Origin of the sequence: Streptomyces sp. NPDC056231, from assembly GCF_048270745.1 — a bacterium.
GTDB lineage: Bacteria > Actinomycetota > Actinomycetes > Streptomycetales > Streptomycetaceae > Streptomyces.
In genome coordinates this window covers 78,041-97,123 of sequence record NZ_JBLVKW010000017.1, presented here as the reverse complement: position 1 = coordinate 97,123, position 19,083 = coordinate 78,041, and the positions used below count along the sequence as shown (strand labels likewise).

20 protein-coding genes are annotated in these 19,083 nt (G+C 69.9%); 17 read left to right on the top strand and 3 right to left on the bottom strand.

What is annotated here, in order from left to right; all coding sequences use genetic code 11:
• Positions 1-67 precede the first annotated feature (67 nt).
• Entirely contained in the window at positions 68-868 is an 801-nt protein-coding gene (locus ACNPQM_RS16420) for an IclR family transcriptional regulator (protein ID WP_418084570.1), read from the bottom strand.
• A 354-nt stretch (positions 869-1,222) separates the two neighbouring features.
• Here ACNPQM_RS16420 and allB point away from each other — a divergent pair, with 354 nt between their 5' ends.
• The 13 genes from allB to ACNPQM_RS16355 all read left to right on the top strand — a co-directional run bounded on the left by allB (position 1,223) and on the right by ACNPQM_RS16355 (position 13,180).
• Entirely contained in the window at positions 1,223-2,566 is a 1,344-nt protein-coding gene (gene allB, locus ACNPQM_RS16415; RefSeq protein ID WP_418084569.1) for an allantoinase AllB, read from the top strand.
• A 2-nt stretch (positions 2,567-2,568) separates the two neighbouring features.
• Positions 2,569-3,684 carry an allantoicase gene (gene alc, locus ACNPQM_RS16410; protein ID WP_418084568.1) on the top strand — a complete coding sequence of 372 codons (1,116 nt, stop codon included), beginning with the start codon at positions 2,569-2,571 and terminating at the stop codon, positions 3,682-3,684.
• A 155-nt stretch (positions 3,685-3,839) separates the two neighbouring features.
• Positions 3,840-4,169 (top strand): putative quinol monooxygenase, encoded by a 330-nt coding sequence (locus ACNPQM_RS16405; protein WP_418084567.1) that lies wholly within the window; start codon positions 3,840-3,842, stop codon positions 4,167-4,169.
• 620 nt (positions 4,170-4,789) lie between these two features.
• A complete protein-coding gene (locus tag ACNPQM_RS16400) occupies positions 4,790-5,302 on the top strand; it encodes a cupredoxin domain-containing protein (protein ID WP_418084566.1) in 513 nt (170 codons plus the stop codon).
• Complete coding sequence (locus ACNPQM_RS16395; RefSeq protein WP_418084565.1) at positions 5,299-6,249, top strand: metallophosphoesterase family protein; 951 nt, start codon at positions 5,299-5,301, stop codon at positions 6,247-6,249. The genes ACNPQM_RS16400 and ACNPQM_RS16395 overlap by 4 nt, the downstream gene beginning before the upstream one ends.
• A complete protein-coding gene (locus ACNPQM_RS16390; protein ID WP_418084564.1) occupies positions 6,246-6,704 on the top strand; it encodes a hypothetical protein in 459 nt (152 codons plus the stop codon). Before ACNPQM_RS16395 ends, ACNPQM_RS16390 begins: the two co-directional genes overlap by 4 nt.
• A 323-nt stretch (positions 6,705-7,027) precedes the next feature.
• Positions 7,028-8,527: a hypothetical protein gene (locus tag ACNPQM_RS16385; RefSeq protein WP_418084563.1), complete on the top strand. Its 1,500-nt coding sequence runs from the start codon at positions 7,028-7,030 to the stop codon at positions 8,525-8,527.
• Between the two features lie 5 nt (positions 8,528-8,532).
• Entirely contained in the window at positions 8,533-8,898 is a 366-nt protein-coding gene (locus tag ACNPQM_RS16380) for a hypothetical protein (RefSeq protein WP_418084562.1), read from the top strand.
• Entirely contained in the window at positions 8,886-10,496 is a 1,611-nt protein-coding gene (locus tag ACNPQM_RS16375) for a type I 3-dehydroquinate dehydratase (protein ID WP_418084561.1), read from the top strand. Before ACNPQM_RS16380 ends, ACNPQM_RS16375 begins: the two co-directional genes overlap by 13 nt.
• Positions 10,493-10,723, top strand: a complete 231-nt coding sequence (locus ACNPQM_RS16370; protein ID WP_418084560.1) for a hypothetical protein — start codon at positions 10,493-10,495, stop codon at positions 10,721-10,723. Before ACNPQM_RS16375 ends, ACNPQM_RS16370 begins: the two co-directional genes overlap by 4 nt.
• The gene (locus tag ACNPQM_RS16365; RefSeq protein WP_418084559.1) at positions 10,720-11,940 is read left to right on the top strand and encodes an acyl-CoA dehydrogenase family protein; all 1,221 of its coding nucleotides are present in this window, start codon (positions 10,720-10,722) and stop codon (positions 11,938-11,940) included. The genes ACNPQM_RS16370 and ACNPQM_RS16365 overlap by 4 nt, the downstream gene beginning before the upstream one ends.
• A 405-nt stretch (positions 11,941-12,345) precedes the next feature.
• Positions 12,346-12,609, top strand: coding sequence for a hypothetical protein (locus ACNPQM_RS16360; RefSeq protein WP_418084558.1), 264 nt, complete (start codon positions 12,346-12,348; stop codon positions 12,607-12,609).
• Between the two features lie 4 nt (positions 12,610-12,613).
• A complete protein-coding gene (locus ACNPQM_RS16355; protein WP_418084557.1) occupies positions 12,614-13,180 on the top strand; it encodes a DUF6529 family protein in 567 nt (188 codons plus the stop codon).
• A 118-nt stretch (positions 13,181-13,298) separates the two neighbouring features.
• On the opposite strand, the gene ACNPQM_RS16350 is transcribed toward ACNPQM_RS16355, so the two are convergent.
• The gene (locus tag ACNPQM_RS16350; RefSeq protein WP_418084556.1) at positions 13,299-14,039 is read right to left on the bottom strand and encodes an SDR family NAD(P)-dependent oxidoreductase; all 741 of its coding nucleotides are present in this window, start codon (positions 14,037-14,039) and stop codon (positions 13,299-13,301) included.
• Positions 14,040-14,453: 414 nt separating this feature from the next.
• On the opposite strand from ACNPQM_RS16350, the gene ACNPQM_RS16345 reads away from it, so the two are divergent.
• On the top strand, positions 14,454-15,371 hold the full coding sequence (locus ACNPQM_RS16345) for a DMT family transporter (RefSeq protein WP_418084555.1): 918 nt from the start codon (positions 14,454-14,456) through the stop codon (positions 15,369-15,371).
• 9 nt (positions 15,372-15,380) lie between these two features.
• Here ACNPQM_RS16345 and ACNPQM_RS16340 read toward each other — a convergent pair whose 3' ends face one another.
• Positions 15,381-15,584 (bottom strand): hypothetical protein, encoded by a 204-nt coding sequence (locus ACNPQM_RS16340; protein WP_358857331.1) that lies wholly within the window; start codon positions 15,582-15,584, stop codon positions 15,381-15,383.
• Between the two features lie 145 nt (positions 15,585-15,729).
• Between ACNPQM_RS16340 and ACNPQM_RS16335 the strand changes: the two genes are divergently transcribed.
• From ACNPQM_RS16335 to ACNPQM_RS16325, 3 genes are all read left to right on the top strand, one after another.
• On the top strand, positions 15,730-16,950 hold the full coding sequence (locus tag ACNPQM_RS16335; protein WP_418084554.1) for a sensor histidine kinase: 1,221 nt from the start codon (positions 15,730-15,732) through the stop codon (positions 16,948-16,950).
• Positions 16,947-17,690: a response regulator gene (locus ACNPQM_RS16330; RefSeq protein WP_418084553.1), complete on the top strand. Its 744-nt coding sequence runs from the start codon at positions 16,947-16,949 to the stop codon at positions 17,688-17,690. Before ACNPQM_RS16335 ends, ACNPQM_RS16330 begins: the two co-directional genes overlap by 4 nt.
• Positions 17,691-17,895: 205 nt before the next feature.
• Positions 17,896-19,074 (top strand): cytochrome P450 family protein, encoded by a 1,179-nt coding sequence (locus ACNPQM_RS16325; protein WP_418084552.1) that lies wholly within the window; start codon positions 17,896-17,898, stop codon positions 19,072-19,074.
• The last annotated feature ends 9 nt before the right edge of the window (positions 19,075-19,083 follow it).

Below are 19,083 nucleotides of genomic sequence, written 5' to 3'. Positions count from 1 at the left end.
TCCCCGCACGAACATGTCGGTGCCCGCCGGTTCCCTGCCCGGCGGGCACCGCTGCGTCCGTGTGGTCTCAGCCGGTCGGACCGCTGCTGGCCAGCGCGTCGGACAGCTCCTTCGCGACCTGCTGGAGAATCGGCACGATCCGTTCCGTCGCCTCCTCCGTCACCCGTCCCGCCGGGCCCGAGATCGAGATCGCGGCCGAGGTGGGTGAGTCGGGTACGGAGACCGCCAGACAGCGGACCCCTACCTCCTGCTCGTTGTCATCGACCGCATAGCCTGCCCGGCGGACCTGGTCGAGCGCGTCCAGGAAACCGTCCGGGGTGGTGATCGTCTTCTCGGTGGCGGCCGGCATTCCGGTGCGGGCCAGCAGCGCCCGTACCTCCTCCGGCGGAGTGTGCGCGAGCAGCGCCTTGCCCACCCCGGTGGAATGGGGGAGCACTCGGCGGCCGACCTCGGTGAACATCCGCATCGAGTGCTTCGACGGCACCTGGGCGACGTAGACGATCTCGTCGCCGTCGAGCAGCGCCATGTTCGCGGTCTCGCCGGTCTCCTCGACGAGCCGTGCGAGATACGGGCGGGCCCAGGTCCCGAGCAGCCGCGACGCGGACTCGCCGAGCCGGATCAGGCGCGGGCCGAGGGCATAGCGCCGGTTGGACTGCTGGCGCACGTAGCCGCAGATGACCAGGGTGCGCATCAGCCGGTGAATGGTGGGCAACGGGAGTCCGCTGCTCGCGGAGAGTTCGCTGAGCCCGACCTCGCCCCCGGCGTCGGCCATCCGTTCCAGCAGATCGAAGGCGCGCTCAAGTGACTGCACACCGCCGCTGGAACCGGTGGGTTTGGAGTCGGATGTGCTGGCGTGGGACGGCGGCACGTCAACGGTCCTTTCGAGGCGTAAGGGCAAGGCAGCAGCCTACCGGGAGGTTCTCCATCGGCCCACTGCTCCCGGTGCGGCGTCCTGGCCGGTCAGGGCCTGTTTGTCCGGGTGTCCGGGATCAGTCGGACCGTTCCGCGATGCCGCACCTGGCCCATGCTACGTTCCGCTCTTCGAAAATGGTCTTTTACTTTGTGGAAATCTCCAGTCGGATGTGCGGGGTGGTCCGCCGGCTGTCCGGCGAGGAAGGTGGGGTCTTGACGGGCTGGAATCCCGAGTGAAGACTCCTTCAACAGTTCGTTGAATTTTTTCGGTGGCCGTGAGCCGCCGACCATCCGGAAGTGAGGACCACGGGTGTCCGGTGCGGACGTGAACCTGGTACTGCGCTCGACGCGCGTCGTCACCACCGAGGGGACGCGCCCCGCGGCGGTGGCCGTCGCCGGCGGCACGATCGACGCCGTCCTTCCGTACGACACCGAGGTGCCGGCCGGCGCCCGGCTCCAGGACTTCGGTGACGACGTCCTGCTGCCCGGCCTCGTCGACACCCATGTCCACGTGAACGACCCCGGCCGCACCGAGTGGGAAGGCTTCTGGACCGCCACCCGCGCCGCCGCGGCGGGTGGGATCACCACGCTGCTCGACATGCCCCTCAACTCCCTCCCGCCGACCACCACCGTCGGCCATCTGCGTACCAAGCAGCAGGTGGCAGCCGCCAAGGCGCACATCGACACCGGCTTCTGGGGCGGCGCGATCCCGTCCAACGTGAAGGATCTGCGGCCGCTGTACGAGGCCGGGGTCTTCGGCTTCAAGTGCTTCCTGTCGCCCTCAGGGGTGGAGGAGTTCCCGGAGCTGGACCAGGAACAGCTGGCCCGCTCCCTGGCCGAGATCGCCGGCTTCGACGGGCTGCTGATCGTGCACGCCGAGGACCCGCACCACCTGGCGGCCGCACCGCAGCGCGGCGGACCCGCCTACGCCGACTTTCTCGCCTCCCGGCCGCGCGACGCCGAGAACACCGCCATCGAGAGCCTCATCGCGCACGCCAGGCGGCTGAACGCGCGCATCCACGTCCTGCACCTGTCGTCCAGCGACGCGCTGCCGCTGATCGCCGCCGCCAAGCGGGAGGGGGTACGCGTCACCGCCGAGTCCTGCCCGCACTTCCTCACCCTCACCGCAGAGGAAGTCCCGGACGGGGCGACGGAGTTCAAGTGCTGCCCGCCGATCCGGGAAGCCGCCAACCAGGATGCGCTCTGGGCCGGGCTCGCCGACGGCACGATCGACTGCATCGTCTCCGACCACTCGCCCTGCACCGCGGACCTCAAGACGCCGGACTTCGCCTCGGCCTGGGGCGGCATCTCCTCCCTCCAGCTCGGACTGCCCGCCATCTGGACCGAGGCGCGCCGGCGCGGCCACTCGCTCGACGACGTGGTCCGCTGGATGTCCGCCGCCCCCGCCGCGCTGGCCGGACTGACCCGCAAGGGCGCCATCGAGGCCGGGCGCGACGCCGACTTCGCGGTCCTCGCCCCCGACGAGACCTTCACCGTCGACCCCGCCGAGCTCTTCCACCGCAACCAGGTCACCGCCTACGCCGGTAAGACCCTGCACGGTGTCGTGAAGTCGACCTGGCTGCGCGGGCAGCGGATCGCAGCCGACGGCGTCCTCACCGAGCCCGCCGGCCGCCTGCTCGAAAGGAGCCACTGACCATGACGGCGACAGCGCACTTCACCGGTGACGCCGACCCGTACGGAGGCGGCGATCCGTACGCCGACTACCGCACCGCCGACTTCCCCTTCACCCACCTCGTCGATCTCGCCGACCGGCGGCTCGGCGCGGGTGTGATCGCCGCCAACGACGAGTTCTTCGCCGAGCGCGAGAACCTGCTGAAGCCGGAGCCCGCGGAGTTCGACCCGGAGCACTTCGGGCACAAGGGCAAGATCATGGACGGCTGGGAGACCCGCCGCCGCCGCGGCGTCAGCGCCGCGCAGCCGCACCCCTCGGACGAGGACCATGACTGGGCGCTGGTACGGCTCGGCGCGCCCGGCGTGGTACGCGGCATCGTCGTCGACACCGCCCACTTCCGCGGCAACTACCCGCAGGCCGTCTCCGTCGAAGCGGCCTCCGTGCCCGGCTCCCCGTCCCCCGAGGAACTCCTCGCACCGGGTGTGAAGTGGACAACCCTCATACCGCGTACGGCCATCGGCGGCCACGCGGCCAACGGCTTCGCGGTCGACGCCGGCCGGCGCGTCACCCATCTGCGGGTCAACCAGCACCCCGACGGCGGAATCGCCCGCCTCCGGGTCTACGGAGAGGTCGTCCCCGACCCCGCCTGGCTGGCCGCCCTCGCCACCTTTGACCTCGCCGCGCTGGAGAACGGCGGCCAGGTCGAGGACGCCTCCGACCGCTTCTACTCCCCGGCCACCAACACCATCCAGCCCGGTCGCTCCCGCACGATGGACGACGGCTGGGAGACCCGACGCCGCCGCGACAAGGGCAACGACTGGGTCCGCTACCGGCTCGCCGAGCAGGCGGAGATCCGGGCCGTCGAGATCGACACCGCCTGCCTCAAGGGCAACTCGGCGGGCTGGGCGAGCCTGTCGGTGCGGGACGGGAGGAGCAGCGACTGGGCGGAAGTCCTGCCGCGGACCCGGCTGCAGCCCGACACGAATCACCGCTTCGTCCTCCCGGAGGCCGTGCGCGCCACGCACGTGCGGATCGACATCTTCCCGGACGGCGGTATCTCACGGCTGCGGCTGTTCGGCTCGCTGACGGAGGAGGGGGCGGCACGACTGGCTGCCCGCCACCAGGAACTGGGCGGCTGACGAGGACGGGCGGCCCTGCCGCCCCTCACGGGTGGCGGCGCCTGTCACTCCTTCGGGCGCGGCGGCTCCCGCCACCCCCTCGGGTGCGCCCGATGCGTCCGCATTCAGGGCTTATGGGACGCTGGGTCCGTTGCACATCCCGAGCAGGAGTCGTCATGATCTTCATCGCCGTCAAGTTCACCGTCCACAGCGAAGAGCGCGACAACTGGCTGCCCGCCGTCGAGCCCTTCACCCTCGCCACCCGTCAGGAGCCGGGCAACGTGTTCTTCGAGTGGTCGTACAGCGTCGAGAACCCGGACCAGTTCGTGCTCCTGGAGGCCTTCGCGTCCCCCGAGGCCGGAGAGGCGCATGTGAAGTCCGAGCACTTTGCGGCGGCGATGGACCGGATGGCGGACCTCGTCGCGGTGACGCCGGAGATCATCAATGTCGAGGTCCCGGGCGACGGTTGGTCCCGGATGGCGGAGCTCAGGCCCAGCCGTCAGTAGTCCGTGAGTCCTGACGGTTCAGAACTCCTCGTGGGCATCAGGACCTCTGAGGTTCGCGGCGGTGACCCGCGCGAACGGCCTGTGTGACGCTGTCTGTGGAGTCGCCGGAGAACGCCACCTGGACCATCCTGTGGCTCATGGCCTACAACCTGCTGCGGCCGCCGGTGTACCGACCTCGCGCTTCCATACCTCAGGGCTGCCGCCTTTTCTTCGTTACCCGGCGAGGGTGAGGTAGCCGGCGGGCGATGCCGAGCATGGCGTGGTGTACGCAGGTTCCCTGCGGGCGTCGGGTGACGGTGTACCAGGCCTTCGGTCGGTCGAAGTGCAGTGTTTGTCCGCCTTCGCCTGCGGCCCACCACCGACACCGCAGAAACTCTCCTGGTTCCAGGTGTACTGCTACCCGCCGTCACAGTGAAACAACGAGGACTTCGCTGCGGGATTCGTTTCGCTGAATGGAATCCACTGGCTCCCTACCTAAAGTAACCCACCGGGTTACGCCCCTTCGCATACTCCCCGGGGGCATGACCCGCTTGCCTGTCTGCCTGAAACAGGCCGATCCCGGATCGGTCTTGGATCACACCCGCCCGTGCGACGGGGAATGCGTAGAAGGAACGATGACCATGAACGCTCACTCCTCTGTGCTGGTCCGGCGGTCACGCACGTGCCTGGCCGCTGTCGCCATCGCCGGAGCACTGGGACTGCTCAGTGCGTGCGGCGGATCGTCACAACCCAAACCGGCGGGCGCGCTGAGTCCCGGCACCGGCCAGACCCTGGCGGGGACGCCCGGTGTCTCCGGAACCGGCGGTACGGTCACCCCACCGCCAAGCACGCCCTCGACCTCACCTACCGCCAGCAAATCGTCCGCTCCGGCGACCGCCAACGCGGTGACGATCAAGAACTTTGCGTTCTCCCCGGCGAAACTGACGGTCAAGGCGGGCACGAAGGTGACCTGGACCAACACCGACCCCGACACTCACACCGTCACCAGCAAACAAGGATCGGGCGGGCCGCTGAAGTCGGCAGGCCTGGCCACCAACGCCACCTATAGCTACACCTTCACCAAACCCGGCACCTACCCCTACTACTGCTCCATCCACCCGTTCATGACCGCCACCGTGGAGGTGACTCCATGACCGAACCCACGCACGACTCCAGCGGCGACGGCGAGCACGGTATGACCCGTCGTCAGCTCATGCGGCACTCCGCCTGGTTCGGTGGCGCCGTCATCCTGACAGTCACCGGGGGAGAGGTGATCAGCTATATCGCCGGTTCGCAGGACCCCACCCCGGCAGGCAGCGCAGACCTGCGATTCGTGCAGGTCTCCGACAGCCACATCGGCTTCCATGGCCCGCCCAACATGAATGTCACCGGAACGTTCACCGCAGCGCTCAACCAGGTCAACTCACTCGGATTCCGCCCCGACTTCGTCATGCACAGCGGCGACCTGACACACCTTTCCACCCCCGCCCAGTTCGACCAGGTCAAGCAGATGCTGTCGCAGCTGCGCACGGACCGGATCTTCACCGTGCCGGGTGAGCACGACTCGATCGGAGACAACGGACGCGCATACCGACAAACCTTTGCCAAAAACACCCTCGGCGACGGCTGGTACAGCTTCGACACCCATGGTGTGCACTTCATCGCGCTGGTCAACACTCTGCACCTTGAGCATCTCGGCCACTTGGGCACCGATCAGATCGACTTCGTCCGCAAGGACATCGCCGGCCTGTCGTCGGACACCCCGATCGTCGTCTTCAGTCACATCCCGTTGTTCGCGATGTATCCGAAGTGGGGCTGGGGCACCGACGACGCAGTGCAGGTGCTGTCGATGCTGCGCCGATTCTCCTCAGTCACCTGCCTCAATGGGCACGTCCACCAGTTGTTCACCAAGACCGAGGGCAACATCACCTTCCATTCGGCCGCCCCCACCTGCTACCCGTTTCCCAAGCCCGGCCATGGCCCCGGCCCCATTCCGCAAGTGGTGCCCGCCGGACGCCTCAAGGACGCACTTGGCATCCGTATCGTCAACTACCGGCAGAGCAGCCACGCACTGGCGGTCAAGGACGAGAAACTCACATGAACACCCGCAGCCTGACCGCCCTCGCACTGCGCTTGGTGCTTGCTGCCACGCTCGCGGCAAGTGGATACATCCACGCCCAGCTCTACATCGACGGATACCGCTTCATCCACGTCATCGGCCGGTTGTTCCTGCTCCAGGCCGGCGCCGCCTTCGCAGTCGCCGCACTTCTCCTGTTGGCGGCACCCCTGCTGCTCCGAATCGCTGCCGCCGCAATCGCCATCGGCGCGCTCGCCGGGTTCGCCACATCCCGCACCATCGGACTGTTCGGGTTCACCGAACGCGGCCTGCAGCCCGCCCCGCAGGCGCTGCTCAGCCTCATCGCCGAGACGCTCACCCTGCTGACTGTCGTGGTCTGGCAGGCATTCGAGGTCCGGCGACACCGTCGCACCCGGCCGCACCACGACGAGACCAGCCGGGTACGGCCCGACCTCCGCACCACGGCATCGGATAGTTGAACCAGACACCGACGCGCCTCCCGCACGGCGGATACCACCCGGCGCGGCGGCCCACCCGCCGGCCGACAAGTGGCAGGGCGGCTGTCGACGAGGGAGCATGGACAGGAAGCGTGCGCTTCATGCGCTGGCCGCGTGTCCGCGCTAAGGGTAAGAGTTTTCAGAAAAAGCACCTGTGTAAGAGCGATTATCGGGCTTCTGTTTTTCGAGCGACGGGCGGGCGCATCCATCTCAGGGCACCCCTCGAGAGTTGAGTGTCGTCTGCCGCATTTCGCCACTTCACCTGCAGGAATGTCCCGAACTTTCGATCAGAAACGGGCCTGCGCATGGGATGGCTCACCTTCGGTTACTTCATATCGTATGTTCCCTACGCCATGCTGGTGAAGGCACTGGCCAGCGGAGTGACTCCGCTGTCGGGGAAGCCGGTCAACGGCTTTGAGCTGTTGCCCGCAGCCGTCCTCGGACAGCTCGTGGTGATGCCTGTGTTCGTAGCCCTGTCGGGCTGGTGGCGGCACATGCGGCGGGGTGGGATCGGGGGGCGTCGGATTCCAGTGGCGGGTCGGGAAACGCTGGCAGCCGGCTTCTTCGCTTCGCTTATTATCGGCAGCACCACGATGAACTACACCTTTTCCGGTGTATCGATCCTCTTCATGCTGTTGTTGATGCGCGGGGGGGTTCTGGTTTTCTCCCCGTTGGTTGACAAGGCGCGCAAACGGCGAGTGGCGGGGTCATCCTGGGTGGGGTTGTGCCTCAGCCTGATCGCGGTTTCAGTGGCACTCGGTGATGTGAACAGCTACCACCTCACGCTGGCTGCCGTGCTGAGCGTCCTGATCTATCTCGTCGGCTACCTGGGCCGGTTCGAAATCATGAGCAGGGTGGCCAAGTCGGGGGTTCTCGCAACAGACCGCCGCTTCTTCGTGGAGGAGCATGTCGCCGCACCGGTTTGGCTGGCTCTGCTGCTGGCGGCCGGGGCACTGGCCGGGCAGGCGCAGTTGCGTGCGGGTTTCACCACATTCCTCGGTACCCCTGTCGCGTTGGCGGCGGCGGGCATAGGCGTGGCGTACGAGGTGCTGTTCATCTTCGCTTCGCTGATCTACCTGGACCGGCGCGAGTACACCTGGGGCGTGCCGGCATGGGCGTTCGCCAGCCTGATGTCCGGTCTGGTCGCCTCCTTCTCGCTGGCGTGGGTGGCCGGGCTCCGAGCTCCGGGGGCCGCTCAGCTTCTCGCGCTCGTCTTCGGCGTCGGCGCAGCGGCGGCGCTGTCCTACCCGTCGGCTGTCACCTGGTGGCGGGTACGCGCCACCAGGGCGGTGTGCCGCGTGCTGTTCGTCTGTGGCGGGAACACCTCCCGTTCGCCCATGGCTGAGGTCATCGCGTGGGCCCAGGCCGCGGAGGCGGGAGTCGCGTACGCCTTCTGGTTCTCCAGCGCGGGTGTTGCGACGACGCGGCCTGGGGATCCGATGGCTCCCCAGGCCAGGTCCGCGCTTGCTGAGCTCGGACTGGACCGAGTGCGGAGCCGGGGGAATCCGTCGCGGCACCGAGCACGCCCGGTCACTCCTGAACTCTGCCGGGACAGCTCCGTCATCTACTGCATGACCCGGGCCCATCGCCACGGGGTGATCGCCATGGCACCCGAGGCCGAGGGCCGCACTCTGTGTCTGGATCCGCGCGGTGACATCCCTAATCCAGAGGGGCAGTCCCCGGAGGTGTACGGCCGGTGCGCCCGGCACATCCAGCGGTCCGTCCGCGTCCGCCTGGGCGAACTCCTTCGCTCCGATCTCCTCGCGGCGCACCGTCGAGCCGCAACACCCGGATGTGGCAGGTGATCGCGGTGACAGGCAGCACCCCGGAGGCGTTCGTGGACGCCCTGTGCGAGGCGTTCGACCGCGGTGATCGGCCCACGCCTGTTGACGCCAACCGGCCGCCGTCGCTGGACGACGTCGTCGAACGCCGTGCCCGCGCCGCCAGGTCGGGAGCGCCGCCGGCCAAGGGGGACGCCACCGCGGACACCGCCGCCGCACGGGCACACTTCGGCGACAACCTGCGCTTCTACGGGCCGCCGACCGCCGGCTACGCGGATGTCCTGCGTTTGCTGCTGGGCATCGACTGCGACCGTCCTCTCGTGTCCACCCCGGCTGTCGATCGGTTCGTCCTGCCGCGGTCCCCTCTGGAGGAGTACGTCCGATGGAGCGGCTGACGAGCTGGTGCGATGCCGCCGTCACGCGGCGGGCTCACATAGTCGCAGTGATCGCCCGGCCTGAGGATCTCACCACGCCTCGCCTGCGCGGCCTCGCAGCGGTGGCCGACGCGCTGGAGGTGCGTGCCGACCTGGTCGGCGACCCCGATCCGCACCGGCTGCGCCAACACTTCACCGGGCCGGTGACCTACAGCCTGCGCTCCCCGCGCCACGGCGGGCGCTCGACTGCCGGCCCGGTCGAACGCCGCACCCGGCTCCTCCGCGCGGCGGACCACTATGACGTGGTCGATCTGGAGGCCGTGGACGACCTGGTCCCGGAACTGCTCGCGGGCATCCCCGCCCGGCAGCGGCGTGTCTCCTGGCACCAGCCCGAACCCGCACGCCCCGAGCGGAGCGCCGACCGCGGGGCAGGCGTGCTGGAGGCATCCGCGGAACTGCGGGAGCGGTTCGCCACGATGGCCACCACACCTGCGCTGCTGTACCTCCTCGTGCCGCAGGCGGGAACCCACTACGGGTCGGCCTCGCCGCTGCTGCTCACCGGGCTCGGGCGCTCCGACGTGACGGCGTTCGCGTCCGGTCCGGCCGGCACCTGGACCCGGGTGCTGGCGCCGTGGCTGGGCGCGCCCCTCGCCTTCGGCCGGGCCGGTGGCCCGGGGGCGGACGGAATGCCGAGCGTGGGCCAACTCCTGACCGACTACGGACTGCCCGCACTGCCACCGCTCAGCGCCCTGTTCGGTATTGCCGGCCATGCCCCCGGACGCTCGCTGTCACCCAGGCTGCACAATGCGGCGTTGCGGGAGCTGCAGCTGCCCGCGCTCTACCTGCCCTTCCAGGTGGACACGTTCCCCCGCTTCTGGCACTGCGCCAACGACTTCGGGGCGCTGGCCCGGCTGCCGCTGCGCGGGCTGACCGTGACCGCTCCCCACAAGCACAGCGCGGTCGAAGCAGCCGACATCGTCGGCCCGCAGGCGCTGCGGTGCGGCGCGGCCAACGTTCTGTGGCACGACGCCGGGCGCTGGCGGGCGGCCACCACCGACACCGCCGCTGCCCTGCACATCCTTGCCCGGGCCGGGGTCGATCCCAGCGGACACAGGGCCGCCGTCATCGGCTGCGGCAGCACCGGGCAGGCCGTCGCGCTGGCCCTGCTCCAGGCCGGAGCCCGGGTGACCCTGGTCAACCGGGGGCATGCGCGCGGCCGGGAAGCCTCCTCGCGCCTCGGGGCTCCCTACGTACCGCTCTCCCGGTTCTCCCCGGCAGGACACGCTGTGCTCGTCCACGCCACACCCCTGGCGGACAGGCAACCGTTTCCGGTTGCCGCCGTTGACCCGGACGCGGCGGTGTTGGAAATGGTCTACCGCGATCCTCCGACCGCGCTCATGAGCGCCACCCGCGCCCGCGGACTGATCGGCATCGACGGCTGGGACGTCCTGCTCGTCGAAGTGAGCGAACAATTCCAGCTGTTGACAGGCCATCCGTTCCCCGATGCGCTGCCACTGCGCTCCCTCTGCTTCAGCCAGGTCGAGCGCGCCGACGTCCACGATCTCACCGAGCCGGGGGAATCGCCCCCGGCGCAACCCACGAGCGGAGAGGCACCATGACGACCCGTTCGGCCTCTTCCGCCGGACCGGCCGCATCGCGGCCGTCGGACGCCGCCGAGGCCGTGGCCTTCCTCGCCGAAGGTCCGCTCGGCTCCCGCCAGGTCATCCCCTGCGGATACCTCAACCGCGGCCTGCTGACCATCGATGTCCATACCGTCGATCCGCAGATACCGAACGTGATGTACCGCGCCCACTTCTACCGTTCGGAAGGGGCCGTCCTCCTATGACCGACGACCTGGGCCACGGTCCGGCCCGCGATCCGGTGGCCGGGGGCGACCGGGTCGTTCTCGACGCCGTGGCGAAGCTGGCCGCGGACAACTTCGCCCCCCGCGCCGAGGAATACGACCGCAGGGCCGCCTTCCCCGCCGAGGACTTCGACGATCTGTTCTCCGGCGGGTTCCTGGCCGCCCCTGTGCCGCGGGAGCACGGCGGCCTGGGCTATGGCCCCCAGCAGCGCAACACCCTGCCCCTGTGGGAGATGACCACCACGCTGGCCAAGGCCGATCTGTCACTGGCCCGCTGCTGGGAGGGGCACGCCAACGCACTCGTCCTCATCGACGCCCTGGCCGGCCCGGAGCAGAAGCGACACTGGTTCACCGGCGTGGTCGAACACGGAGAGAAATGGGCCGCCTGGAGCGGCGAACCCCAGGCCCCCAAGCCGGGCGAGAGCGGTCGCTTCGGCACCACGCTGACTCCGGTCCGCAGCGGCTGGACCCTCCGCGGCAGCAAGGCGTTCGCCACCAGTGCCACCGGAGCCCAGTGGGCGATCCTGCTCGTCGATCCGGCCGGCCCCGGTGGAGCCCGGCACAGCCGAGAGGCCCACGGAGAACTCCTGTTGCTCGCCTGCGACCTGTCCGACCCGACTGTGACTGTGGACAGTTCGTGGTGGGACCCGATCGGCATGCGCGCGACGGTCAGCCATGTGGTGCGGTTCCACGACACCTTCGTACCGCGCGAGCATCTCATCGGCCGCCCCGGCGGATACTTCGAAGGGCACTGGCAGACCGCTTTCATCCCGCACTACGCTGCCAGCTTCCTCGGCGGTGCCCTGGCCGCGAACGAATACGGGCTCGGGTATCTGATGCGGCAGGGCAGGGGCGGTGATCCCCATGTGCAGCGGCGGGTGGGCAGCATGGCGGTCAACATCGACACCGCCCGCCTCTGGTTGCGCTACGTCGCCGGTCTGTGGGACGAAGGCAGGCGCGAGGAGGCACGGATCGCCGGCAGCAGGGCCTGGCATGTGATCGAGCATTTGGCGGAGGAGACAGTGCACCACGTCATCCGCGCGTGCGGTGCCCGCAGCCTGATCCGCCCGAGCCCCGTGGAGCGGATCCTGCGCGACCTGACCTTCTACGAGCTCCATGACAACGACGACCACGTCCTGGCGACCATCGGGCAGGCCGTACTCGGCGAGCAGCACGACCCGTCGTTCCACAGACCGTGACGCCGAACCCTGGGGCCGGGTAAGGGAACACGTCAGCGCAGCGTATCCATCGGCGATGATGCATGGACATGCGAGACCGGCGACCTACGAGTGCTCGGGCGCGCAGCCGGCCGGGGCGGTGTGCGGGGCACGTACGGTTCGCGACGGCCCATGTGCCGGTCACCGGGCTGCGGGCGACGAGCATCGCCGCGTCGTTCCGCCCCATGCCGTAGACGGTCCGAAGACCCGGGCGCCTATGGCTCCACGGACACGGCCCCTCCTTCACCTGGCTCGGCATGCCGCTCTCATCGGCCGTCCGGTCCAACCGCTCTCCTTGATCCGCGTACCTGCTGGCGTGCCGACTGGACCCGGCGGTGACTCTTCGGACGTACTGGCGGGATCGGCCCGCAACGCCTGGAGAGCCTGTTGAGAAACCCTCGCCTCGCGACCGGCTCGGTTGCCGCGGACGCCATGCGTGCCACGGTGCACATCGGTTGCTCCGGCGGCGGAAGGACGACGATCGGCGTGAGCCGGCAGCCCGCACCGGCGGCGGTCGCATCCGCCCGCACCGATCCTCGCTTTGCCTCCGGGTCGTCGGCCCGCACCACCGGCACTCGCAGGGCCGCGCTCGGTACCACGTGGTGTGCCGTCCGGCTCCAGGGCGGCAAGACCGAGAGCGGGGGCGGCTGATCACGTGGACGGCCTCGCTCCCCCTGCCAACAACCGACGGCGCTACGGCGTCCTGTGGATGCTCCTGCCCGTGGCGGTCATGGTCGGCCTCTACTGGTACGGCCGGGTACACATCCCCGCGTACGAGAACAGCCTCTTCGGGCAGCGCGGCGACGACGCCAGACTGCTCAAAGCCCAACTCGGCTCCGCACTGCTGGGTCTGGCGCTCATTCAGCTACTTCTCGCCCTCTGGATGTACGGCCGCCTGCCCGCACTGCGAACCGCACCGCACCGGGTCAACACGACGCACCGCCTCATCGGTCTGACCGCCTTCCTCGTCTCCCTCCCCATCGCGCAGCACTGCATCACCACCTACGGCGTCCAGCTGACCGACACCCGCGTGGCGGTGCACTCGCTCACCGGCTGCTTCCTCTACGGGGCCTTCGTCGCCAAGGTCATCGTGGTCCGCCATCGCCACTGGCCCAGCTGGGCACTCCCTCTGGCTGGAGGCACCCTCGTCACCGCGATCGCCCTGATCTGGTACGCCGCCGCCCTCTGGTACCTGAACGGCTCCCAGGCCCCCGGCCTGTGAGCAGAGCGCGAGACGTCTCTGCCGACGGCCGACGGCGGTCCCGGCCGCACCGACCACGTCGCGGTGAGCGACACGCTGCCCTGTGGGACAGGGAGGGTGCGGCCGGGCGGAGTACGGGTCAGGCCGCGTGGCCACCGTCCACCACCATCTCCGTACCGGTGATGTACGCCGCTTCGTCGCCTGCCAAGTAGGAGATCAGAGAGGCCACCTCAGCCGTCGTGCCGAAGCGGTCCAGGGCGGTGCCCGCGCGCTGGCCGGCGGCGTACGGGCCGTCGGCCGGGTTCAGGTCCGTGTCGATCGGGCCGGGCTGGACCAGGTTCACCGTGATGGAGCGCGGGCCGAGCTCATGGGCGAGCGGTTTGGTGAGACCGGAGAGCGCCGACTTGCTCATCGCGTAGAGCGTGGCGCCCGCGCCGCCCGCGTGCCTGCTCAGGGCCGTACCGACGGAGATGATGCGGCCGCCGTGCTCCATCCGGGCGGCCGCCGCCCGGCAGGCGAGGAACACCGCCCGGACATTGACGGCCAGCACCCGGTCCACATCGGCCGGGGTGAGTGAGCCGATGGGGCCGAGGACGCCGACGCCCGCGTTGTTGACGAGAATGTCGAGCCGGCCGAACGTGTCAGCGGCCTCGTTCACCGCCGCCGGGACCGCCTCGGGGGCGGCCGAGTCGGCGCGCAGGGCGAGCGCGCGGCGGCCGTACGCCTCGATCTTTTTGACGATCTCACGGGCGCCGTCCTCGTCCTGGACATACGTCAGCGCCACATCGGCGCCGTCCTGGGCGAGCCGCAGCGCGGTCGCGGCGCCGATGCCGCGGCTGCCGCCGGTGACGAGTGCGGTCCTGGTGTCGGTGCTGGTCATGGTGGGCTCCTTGCCGGTCGGGGCTGCTGTTTCGACAGGGACAAGGAAAGTCCGTTCGCCGCGCGGTGACCGGCGGGAAACGGACGCCTAAGCGGCGCATGGCCTGCGCCCGGTGGCCCGATGGGTTCCGGGCGAAAGTGGGTCTGCGACGGGCAGGGCGGGAGACGGAACGCGTCGCCACGCCGCTCGACCAGCCCGTGCTCCCGCCAGGTGCCCACTCCGTGCGTCGTCCCGCACCCGGGTCCCCGGGCGGGTCCGTGCAGGAGCGACAGCCGCGGCCGAGCGGTGAGACAGGTGTTCCTGGTGCCGTGGACCTCCCGGTACCGTGATCGTTCCGCGGGCGAGCCCGTGCGGTCCCCCCGTGGTTCCCGCTGTGGAGTATCACGAGAACCACGAGTTCCAGGAGAAAAACAGGTGTCCTCGATCGCCCTGCCCGCCCTCGCACCACCGCGCCGGGCCTGGCTCACCGATCTGCCCGTGCTGCTCGTCGCGGTTGTCTGGGGCGCCAGCTATCTCGCCGCCAAGGGCATCACGACCACGCAGACCGTCATCGCGGTCCTTGTCCTGCGATTCGTCATCGTGCTGCCCGTGCTGGCCGCCACGGGATGGCGCAGGCTGCGGGCGCTCAGCGCGGCGCAGTGGCGCGGCGCGGGGCTGCTGGGGCTGGTCCTCAGCGGGATCTTCCTCGTGAGGACGTACGGCGTCGTACACACCTCGGCGACCAACGCCGGCCTCATCATCAGCCTCACCATGATCTTCACACCGCTCGCCGAGGCCGCGGTGACCCGGGTCCGGCCGTCCAGGGCCTTTCTCGCTGCTGCCGCGCTGTCCGTCGCCGGTGTGGTGCTGCTGACCCAGGGCGGCGGTTTCACCAGCCCCTCGGTGGGCGATCTGCTGATGCTGGTGGCCGCACTCGCCCGTACCCTCCACGTGCTGCTGATGGCCCGCATCAAGTCCGTCCAGGACGCCGACTCGCTGTCGCTCACCACCGTGCAGCTCGGCAGCGCGGTCGCCGTCTTCGCCCTGCTCGCAGCCGCGCCCGGTACCGGGGCGTCGCCGTGGGCGGTGGCCTCGGAGTTCGGTGTCCGGGAGTGGGGCGGGCTGCTCTTCCTCTCTGTCTTCTGCACACTCTTCGCCTTCTTCGTGCAGATGTGGTCGGTGCGCCGCACCTCGCCGTCCCGGGTCAGCCTGCTGCTCGGTACGGAACCGCTGTGGGCCGCCGCCGCAGGCATCGCCATCGGAGGAGAACGGCTCGGTGTCCTGGGCCTGGTGGGCGCGGTGCTCGTCCTCGCCGGGACGGGCTGGGGGCGCCGCGCCGCCTCCGCTCGCTGAGCCGGCGCGTTACTCCTTGAGCCGGTCCGCCGCCACCATCACCGCGGCGCCGGCCACCACCAGCACGATGTTGACGAACACCGGGTAGCTGCTGAGGAACTCCACCCGCCGCACCACCCCCCAGAGCCGGAACCAGCCCGTCCATTCGTGCAGCAGCCCGGCGACGCCCTGGACGAACACGATGAAGCCGGCCGACTCGCAGAGTTTCTTCATGGGGAGAGCCTCGCGGGACCGTTCCGGCCGCGGCGTCGGCCGCCGGTCTGCGGCTCGGCGCCGAAAGTATCCGGTCCCGCAACTTTGGTGGCTTCCCGCTCCCGCGCGGCTGGTACGAGCCCGTCACTTGAGTAGTTTTGTCGATATGACGCGTACGGAGTACCGCTGGCTGCTGCCCTCGGCCATGGCCGATCCCGAGCTGCCCGGCGACCACGGCCGCCGGGCGCGCCGCACAATACGGGACTGGGTCGTCGACATCACGGCCTTCCTCTGTGCGGCAGGCATCGGCCTGCTCGCGCTTTCCGCGATCGACGCCGACCACACCACCCCCGACGGTGTCCTCTTCGTCGACTCGCTGATCGGCTCCGTGGCCTGCTGCGCGCTGTGGACGCGGCGCCGGTGGCCGGTCGGACTCGCCGTGGCCCTGACGCTGCTCGCCACCGTCGAACCGATCGCCGGCGGGGCCATGCTCGTCGCGCTGTTCAGCGTGGCGGTGCACCGGCCGTTCAAACCGGTGGCCGCCGTCGGTGCGCTGGCCCTGGCCGTCGCGCCCGTACAGCCCTATCTGCGCCCCGAACCGGACACCTCGTTCGCCGTGTCCACGATCATCAGTGCGCTGCTGATCCTGCTGGTGCTGAGCTGGGGCATGATCGTGCGGTCCCGGCGCCAGCTCGTCGTCACCCTGCGCGAGCGCGCCCACCGGGCCGAGACCGAGGCCGAGCTCCGCGCCGAGCAGGCGCAGCGGCTGGCCCGTGAGGCCATCGCCCGCGAGATGCATGACGTCCTCGCCCACCGCCTCACCCTCCTCAGCGTCCACGCGGGCGCCCTCGAATTCCGCCCCGACGCGCCCCCCGCCGAGGTCGGCCGGGCCGCCGGGGTGATCCGGGACAGCGCGCACGAGGCGCTCCAGGACCTCCGCGAGATCATCGGCGTCCTCCGCAGTCCCGGCGAAAACGGGGAGGGCAACCGGCCGCAGCCCACCCTCGCCACCCTCGACGCACTGATCGCCGAGTCCCGTCTCGCAGGCATGAAGATCACCCTCGACAACCGCATCGCCGACCCGGCCGCCGCCCCCGCCGCCAGCGGCCGCACCGTCTACCGCATCGCGCAGGAGGGCCTGACCAACGCCCGCAAACACGCCCCCGGGGCCGAGGTCGCCGTCACCGTCACCGGAGGTCCGGGCGACGGTCTCACCATCGAGGTGCGCAACCCGGCGCCCGTCGAACCGTTCGAGCGGGTCCCCGGCTCCGGCCAGGGCCTCATCGGTCTGACCGAGCGCGCCACCCTCGCCGGGGGCCGCCTCCACCACGGGCCGGAACCCGACGGCGGATTCGGGATCCGGGCCTGGCTACCGTGGACCTCATGACCAACCCCCTGGATCCTCCGGCCCAGCCCGTGCGGCTGCTCATCGTCGACGACGATCCGCTCGTGCGGGCCGGGCTGACGTTCATGCTCGGCGGCGCGGACGACATCACCATCGTGGGGCAGGGCGCGGACGGCTCCGAGGTCGCGGACCTCGTCGACCGGCTCCGCCCCGACGTGGTGCTGATGGACATCAGAATGCCGACCGTGGACGGACTGGCCGCGACCGAGGCGCTGCGCAGCCGCCCCGACGCCCCGGAAGTCGTCGTCCTCACCACCTTCCACGCCGATGAGCAGGTGCTGCGGGCCATCCGAGCCGGGGCCGCAGGATTCGTCCTGAAAGACACACCGCCCGCGCAGATCGTCGACTCGGTGCGCCGGGTCGCGGTCGGTGACCCCGTGCTGTCGCCCGCCGTCACCCGGCAGCTGATGGACCGGGCCGCGGGCGTCGCAGTGGGCACCTGCGCCGACGACCGCGCAGGCCGGGCCGAGCGGGCACGCCGGAGGATCGCCGGTCTCGCCGAGCGGGAGCGCGAGGTCGCGGTCGCCGTCGCACACGGCCGTTCCAACGCGGAGATCGCCGCGAGCCTCTATCTCAGCGTGGCCACCGTGAAAACGAACGTGTCACGCATTCTCGCGAAGCTCGACTTCAACAACCGTGTCCAGATCGCGCTGTTGGTGTACGACGCGGGGCTGCTCGACGAGGAGGACGACGGGCCGGGCCACCTGAGGGCTGTCCCGTAATTCCTGGCGGGCGCACGACGACAGCTACGGCACCTCGCCGCGTTGTCGGAACGCCGGAATACGCCCAGTATGAGAACACCCCTCCGCCTTGCGATGCACCGCACTGACGCCGCGCGCTGATCCACCAGGGATTACGGGACAGCCCTTAGGCTGAGACGGTTCGATCCGGAGTGATCGAACCGAACCGGCCGGGAGGGGCTGAAGCGTGTCCGCAGTCGACATCGATCTTCGCGGGGTCCATGACTTCACTGCGGATCCCTATCCGACGTACGCGAAGCTGCGCTCCGCGGGACCGGTGCACAGCATCCGCACCGATGAAGCCGAGCGGATCTGGCTGATCGTCGGGTACGAGGAGGGCCGTGCGGCCCTCGCCGACCAACGGCTCAGCAAGGACTGGCGGACCTCGGACCTCTGGACCGGTGACGGCGATCCGATCAACGCCAACATGCTGGAGATGGACGCGCCGCATCACACCCGGCTGCGCAAACTCGTCGCCCGCGAGTTCACCGCCCGCAGGATCGAGTCACTGCGGCCACGGGTCCAGCAGATCACCGACGAACTGCTCGACGCGATGGTGCCCGCGGGGCGCGGTGACCTCGTCGACGCGCTCGCCTTCCCGCTGCCGATGACCGTCATCTGCGAGCTGATCGGCGTGCCGGACCTGGACCGTGACCGGTTCCGCCTGCTGTCGAACGGCATCGTCGCCCCGACGTCCGCGGACACCGGAAGCGAAGCGGTCCGCGCGATGGGGGCCTATCTCGTGGAGCTCATCGAGGACAAGCGGTGCGCGCCCGGCGACGACCTGATGAGCGCGCTGATCAGAGTGCGGGACGAGGAGGGTGACGGACTGTCGCCCGACGAACTCGTCGGCATGGCCTTTCTGCTGCTCGTCGCCGGACATGAGACCACCGTCAATCTGATCTCCAATGGGGTACGGGCCCTGGTTGCCCACCCCGGACAACTCGCCGCACTCCGTGCGGACCTCGGTCTGATCGACGGCGCGGTCGAGGAGATGCTCCGGTACGACGGTCCGGTGGAGACCACCACCTTCCGCTTCGCCCGGGAGCCGGTCGAGATCGGCAACCGGAGCATTCCGGCGGGCGAGGCGGTCCTGGTCGCCCTGGCCGGTGGTGACCGCGACCCCGCTCGCTACCCGGACCCGGACCACTTCGACATCCGTCGGGACGCCCAGGGCCACCTGGCCTTCGGCCACGGCATGCACTTCTGCATGGGGGCGCCGCTGGCCCGGATGGAGGGCCGGATCGCGATCCGTACGCTGCTGGAGCGGTGCCCGGATCTCGCACTCGACCCGGCCGGTGCGGAGTTGGACTGGCTGCCCGGGATGCTGATCCGAGGGGTCCGGCACCTGCCGGTGCGCTGGTGAGGTAAGAAG

Excerpts from the sequence above, each read along its gene's own strand:
- alc (WP_418084568.1), top strand. The coding sequence starts at position 2,569 with ATGACGGCGACAGCGCACTTCACCGGTGACGCCGACCCGTACGGAGGC.
- ACNPQM_RS16405 (WP_418084567.1), top strand. The coding sequence starts at position 3,840 with ATGATCTTCATCGCCGTCAAGTTCACCGTCCACAGCGAAGAGCGCGAC.
- ACNPQM_RS16400 (WP_418084566.1), top strand. The coding sequence starts at position 4,790 with ATGAACGCTCACTCCTCTGTGCTGGTCCGGCGGTCACGCACGTGCCTG.
- ACNPQM_RS16395 (WP_418084565.1), top strand. The coding sequence starts at position 5,299 with ATGACCGAACCCACGCACGACTCCAGCGGCGACGGCGAGCACGGTATG.
- ACNPQM_RS16390 (WP_418084564.1), top strand. The coding sequence starts at position 6,246 with ATGAACACCCGCAGCCTGACCGCCCTCGCACTGCGCTTGGTGCTTGCT.
- ACNPQM_RS16385 (WP_418084563.1), top strand. The coding sequence starts at position 7,028 with ATGGGATGGCTCACCTTCGGTTACTTCATATCGTATGTTCCCTACGCC.
- ACNPQM_RS16375 (WP_418084561.1), top strand. The coding sequence starts at position 8,886 with ATGGAGCGGCTGACGAGCTGGTGCGATGCCGCCGTCACGCGGCGGGCT.
- ACNPQM_RS16370 (WP_418084560.1), top strand. The coding sequence starts at position 10,493 with ATGACGACCCGTTCGGCCTCTTCCGCCGGACCGGCCGCATCGCGGCCG.
- ACNPQM_RS16365 (WP_418084559.1), top strand. The coding sequence starts at position 10,720 with ATGACCGACGACCTGGGCCACGGTCCGGCCCGCGATCCGGTGGCCGGG.
- ACNPQM_RS16350 (WP_418084556.1), bottom strand. The coding sequence starts at position 14,039 with ATGACCAGCACCGACACCAGGACCGCACTCGTCACCGGCGGCAGCCGC.
- ACNPQM_RS16340 (WP_358857331.1), bottom strand. The coding sequence starts at position 15,584 with ATGAAGAAACTCTGCGAGTCGGCCGGCTTCATCGTGTTCGTCCAGGGC.
- ACNPQM_RS16335 (WP_418084554.1), top strand. The coding sequence starts at position 15,730 with ATGACGCGTACGGAGTACCGCTGGCTGCTGCCCTCGGCCATGGCCGAT.
- ACNPQM_RS16330 (WP_418084553.1), top strand. The coding sequence starts at position 16,947 with ATGACCAACCCCCTGGATCCTCCGGCCCAGCCCGTGCGGCTGCTCATC.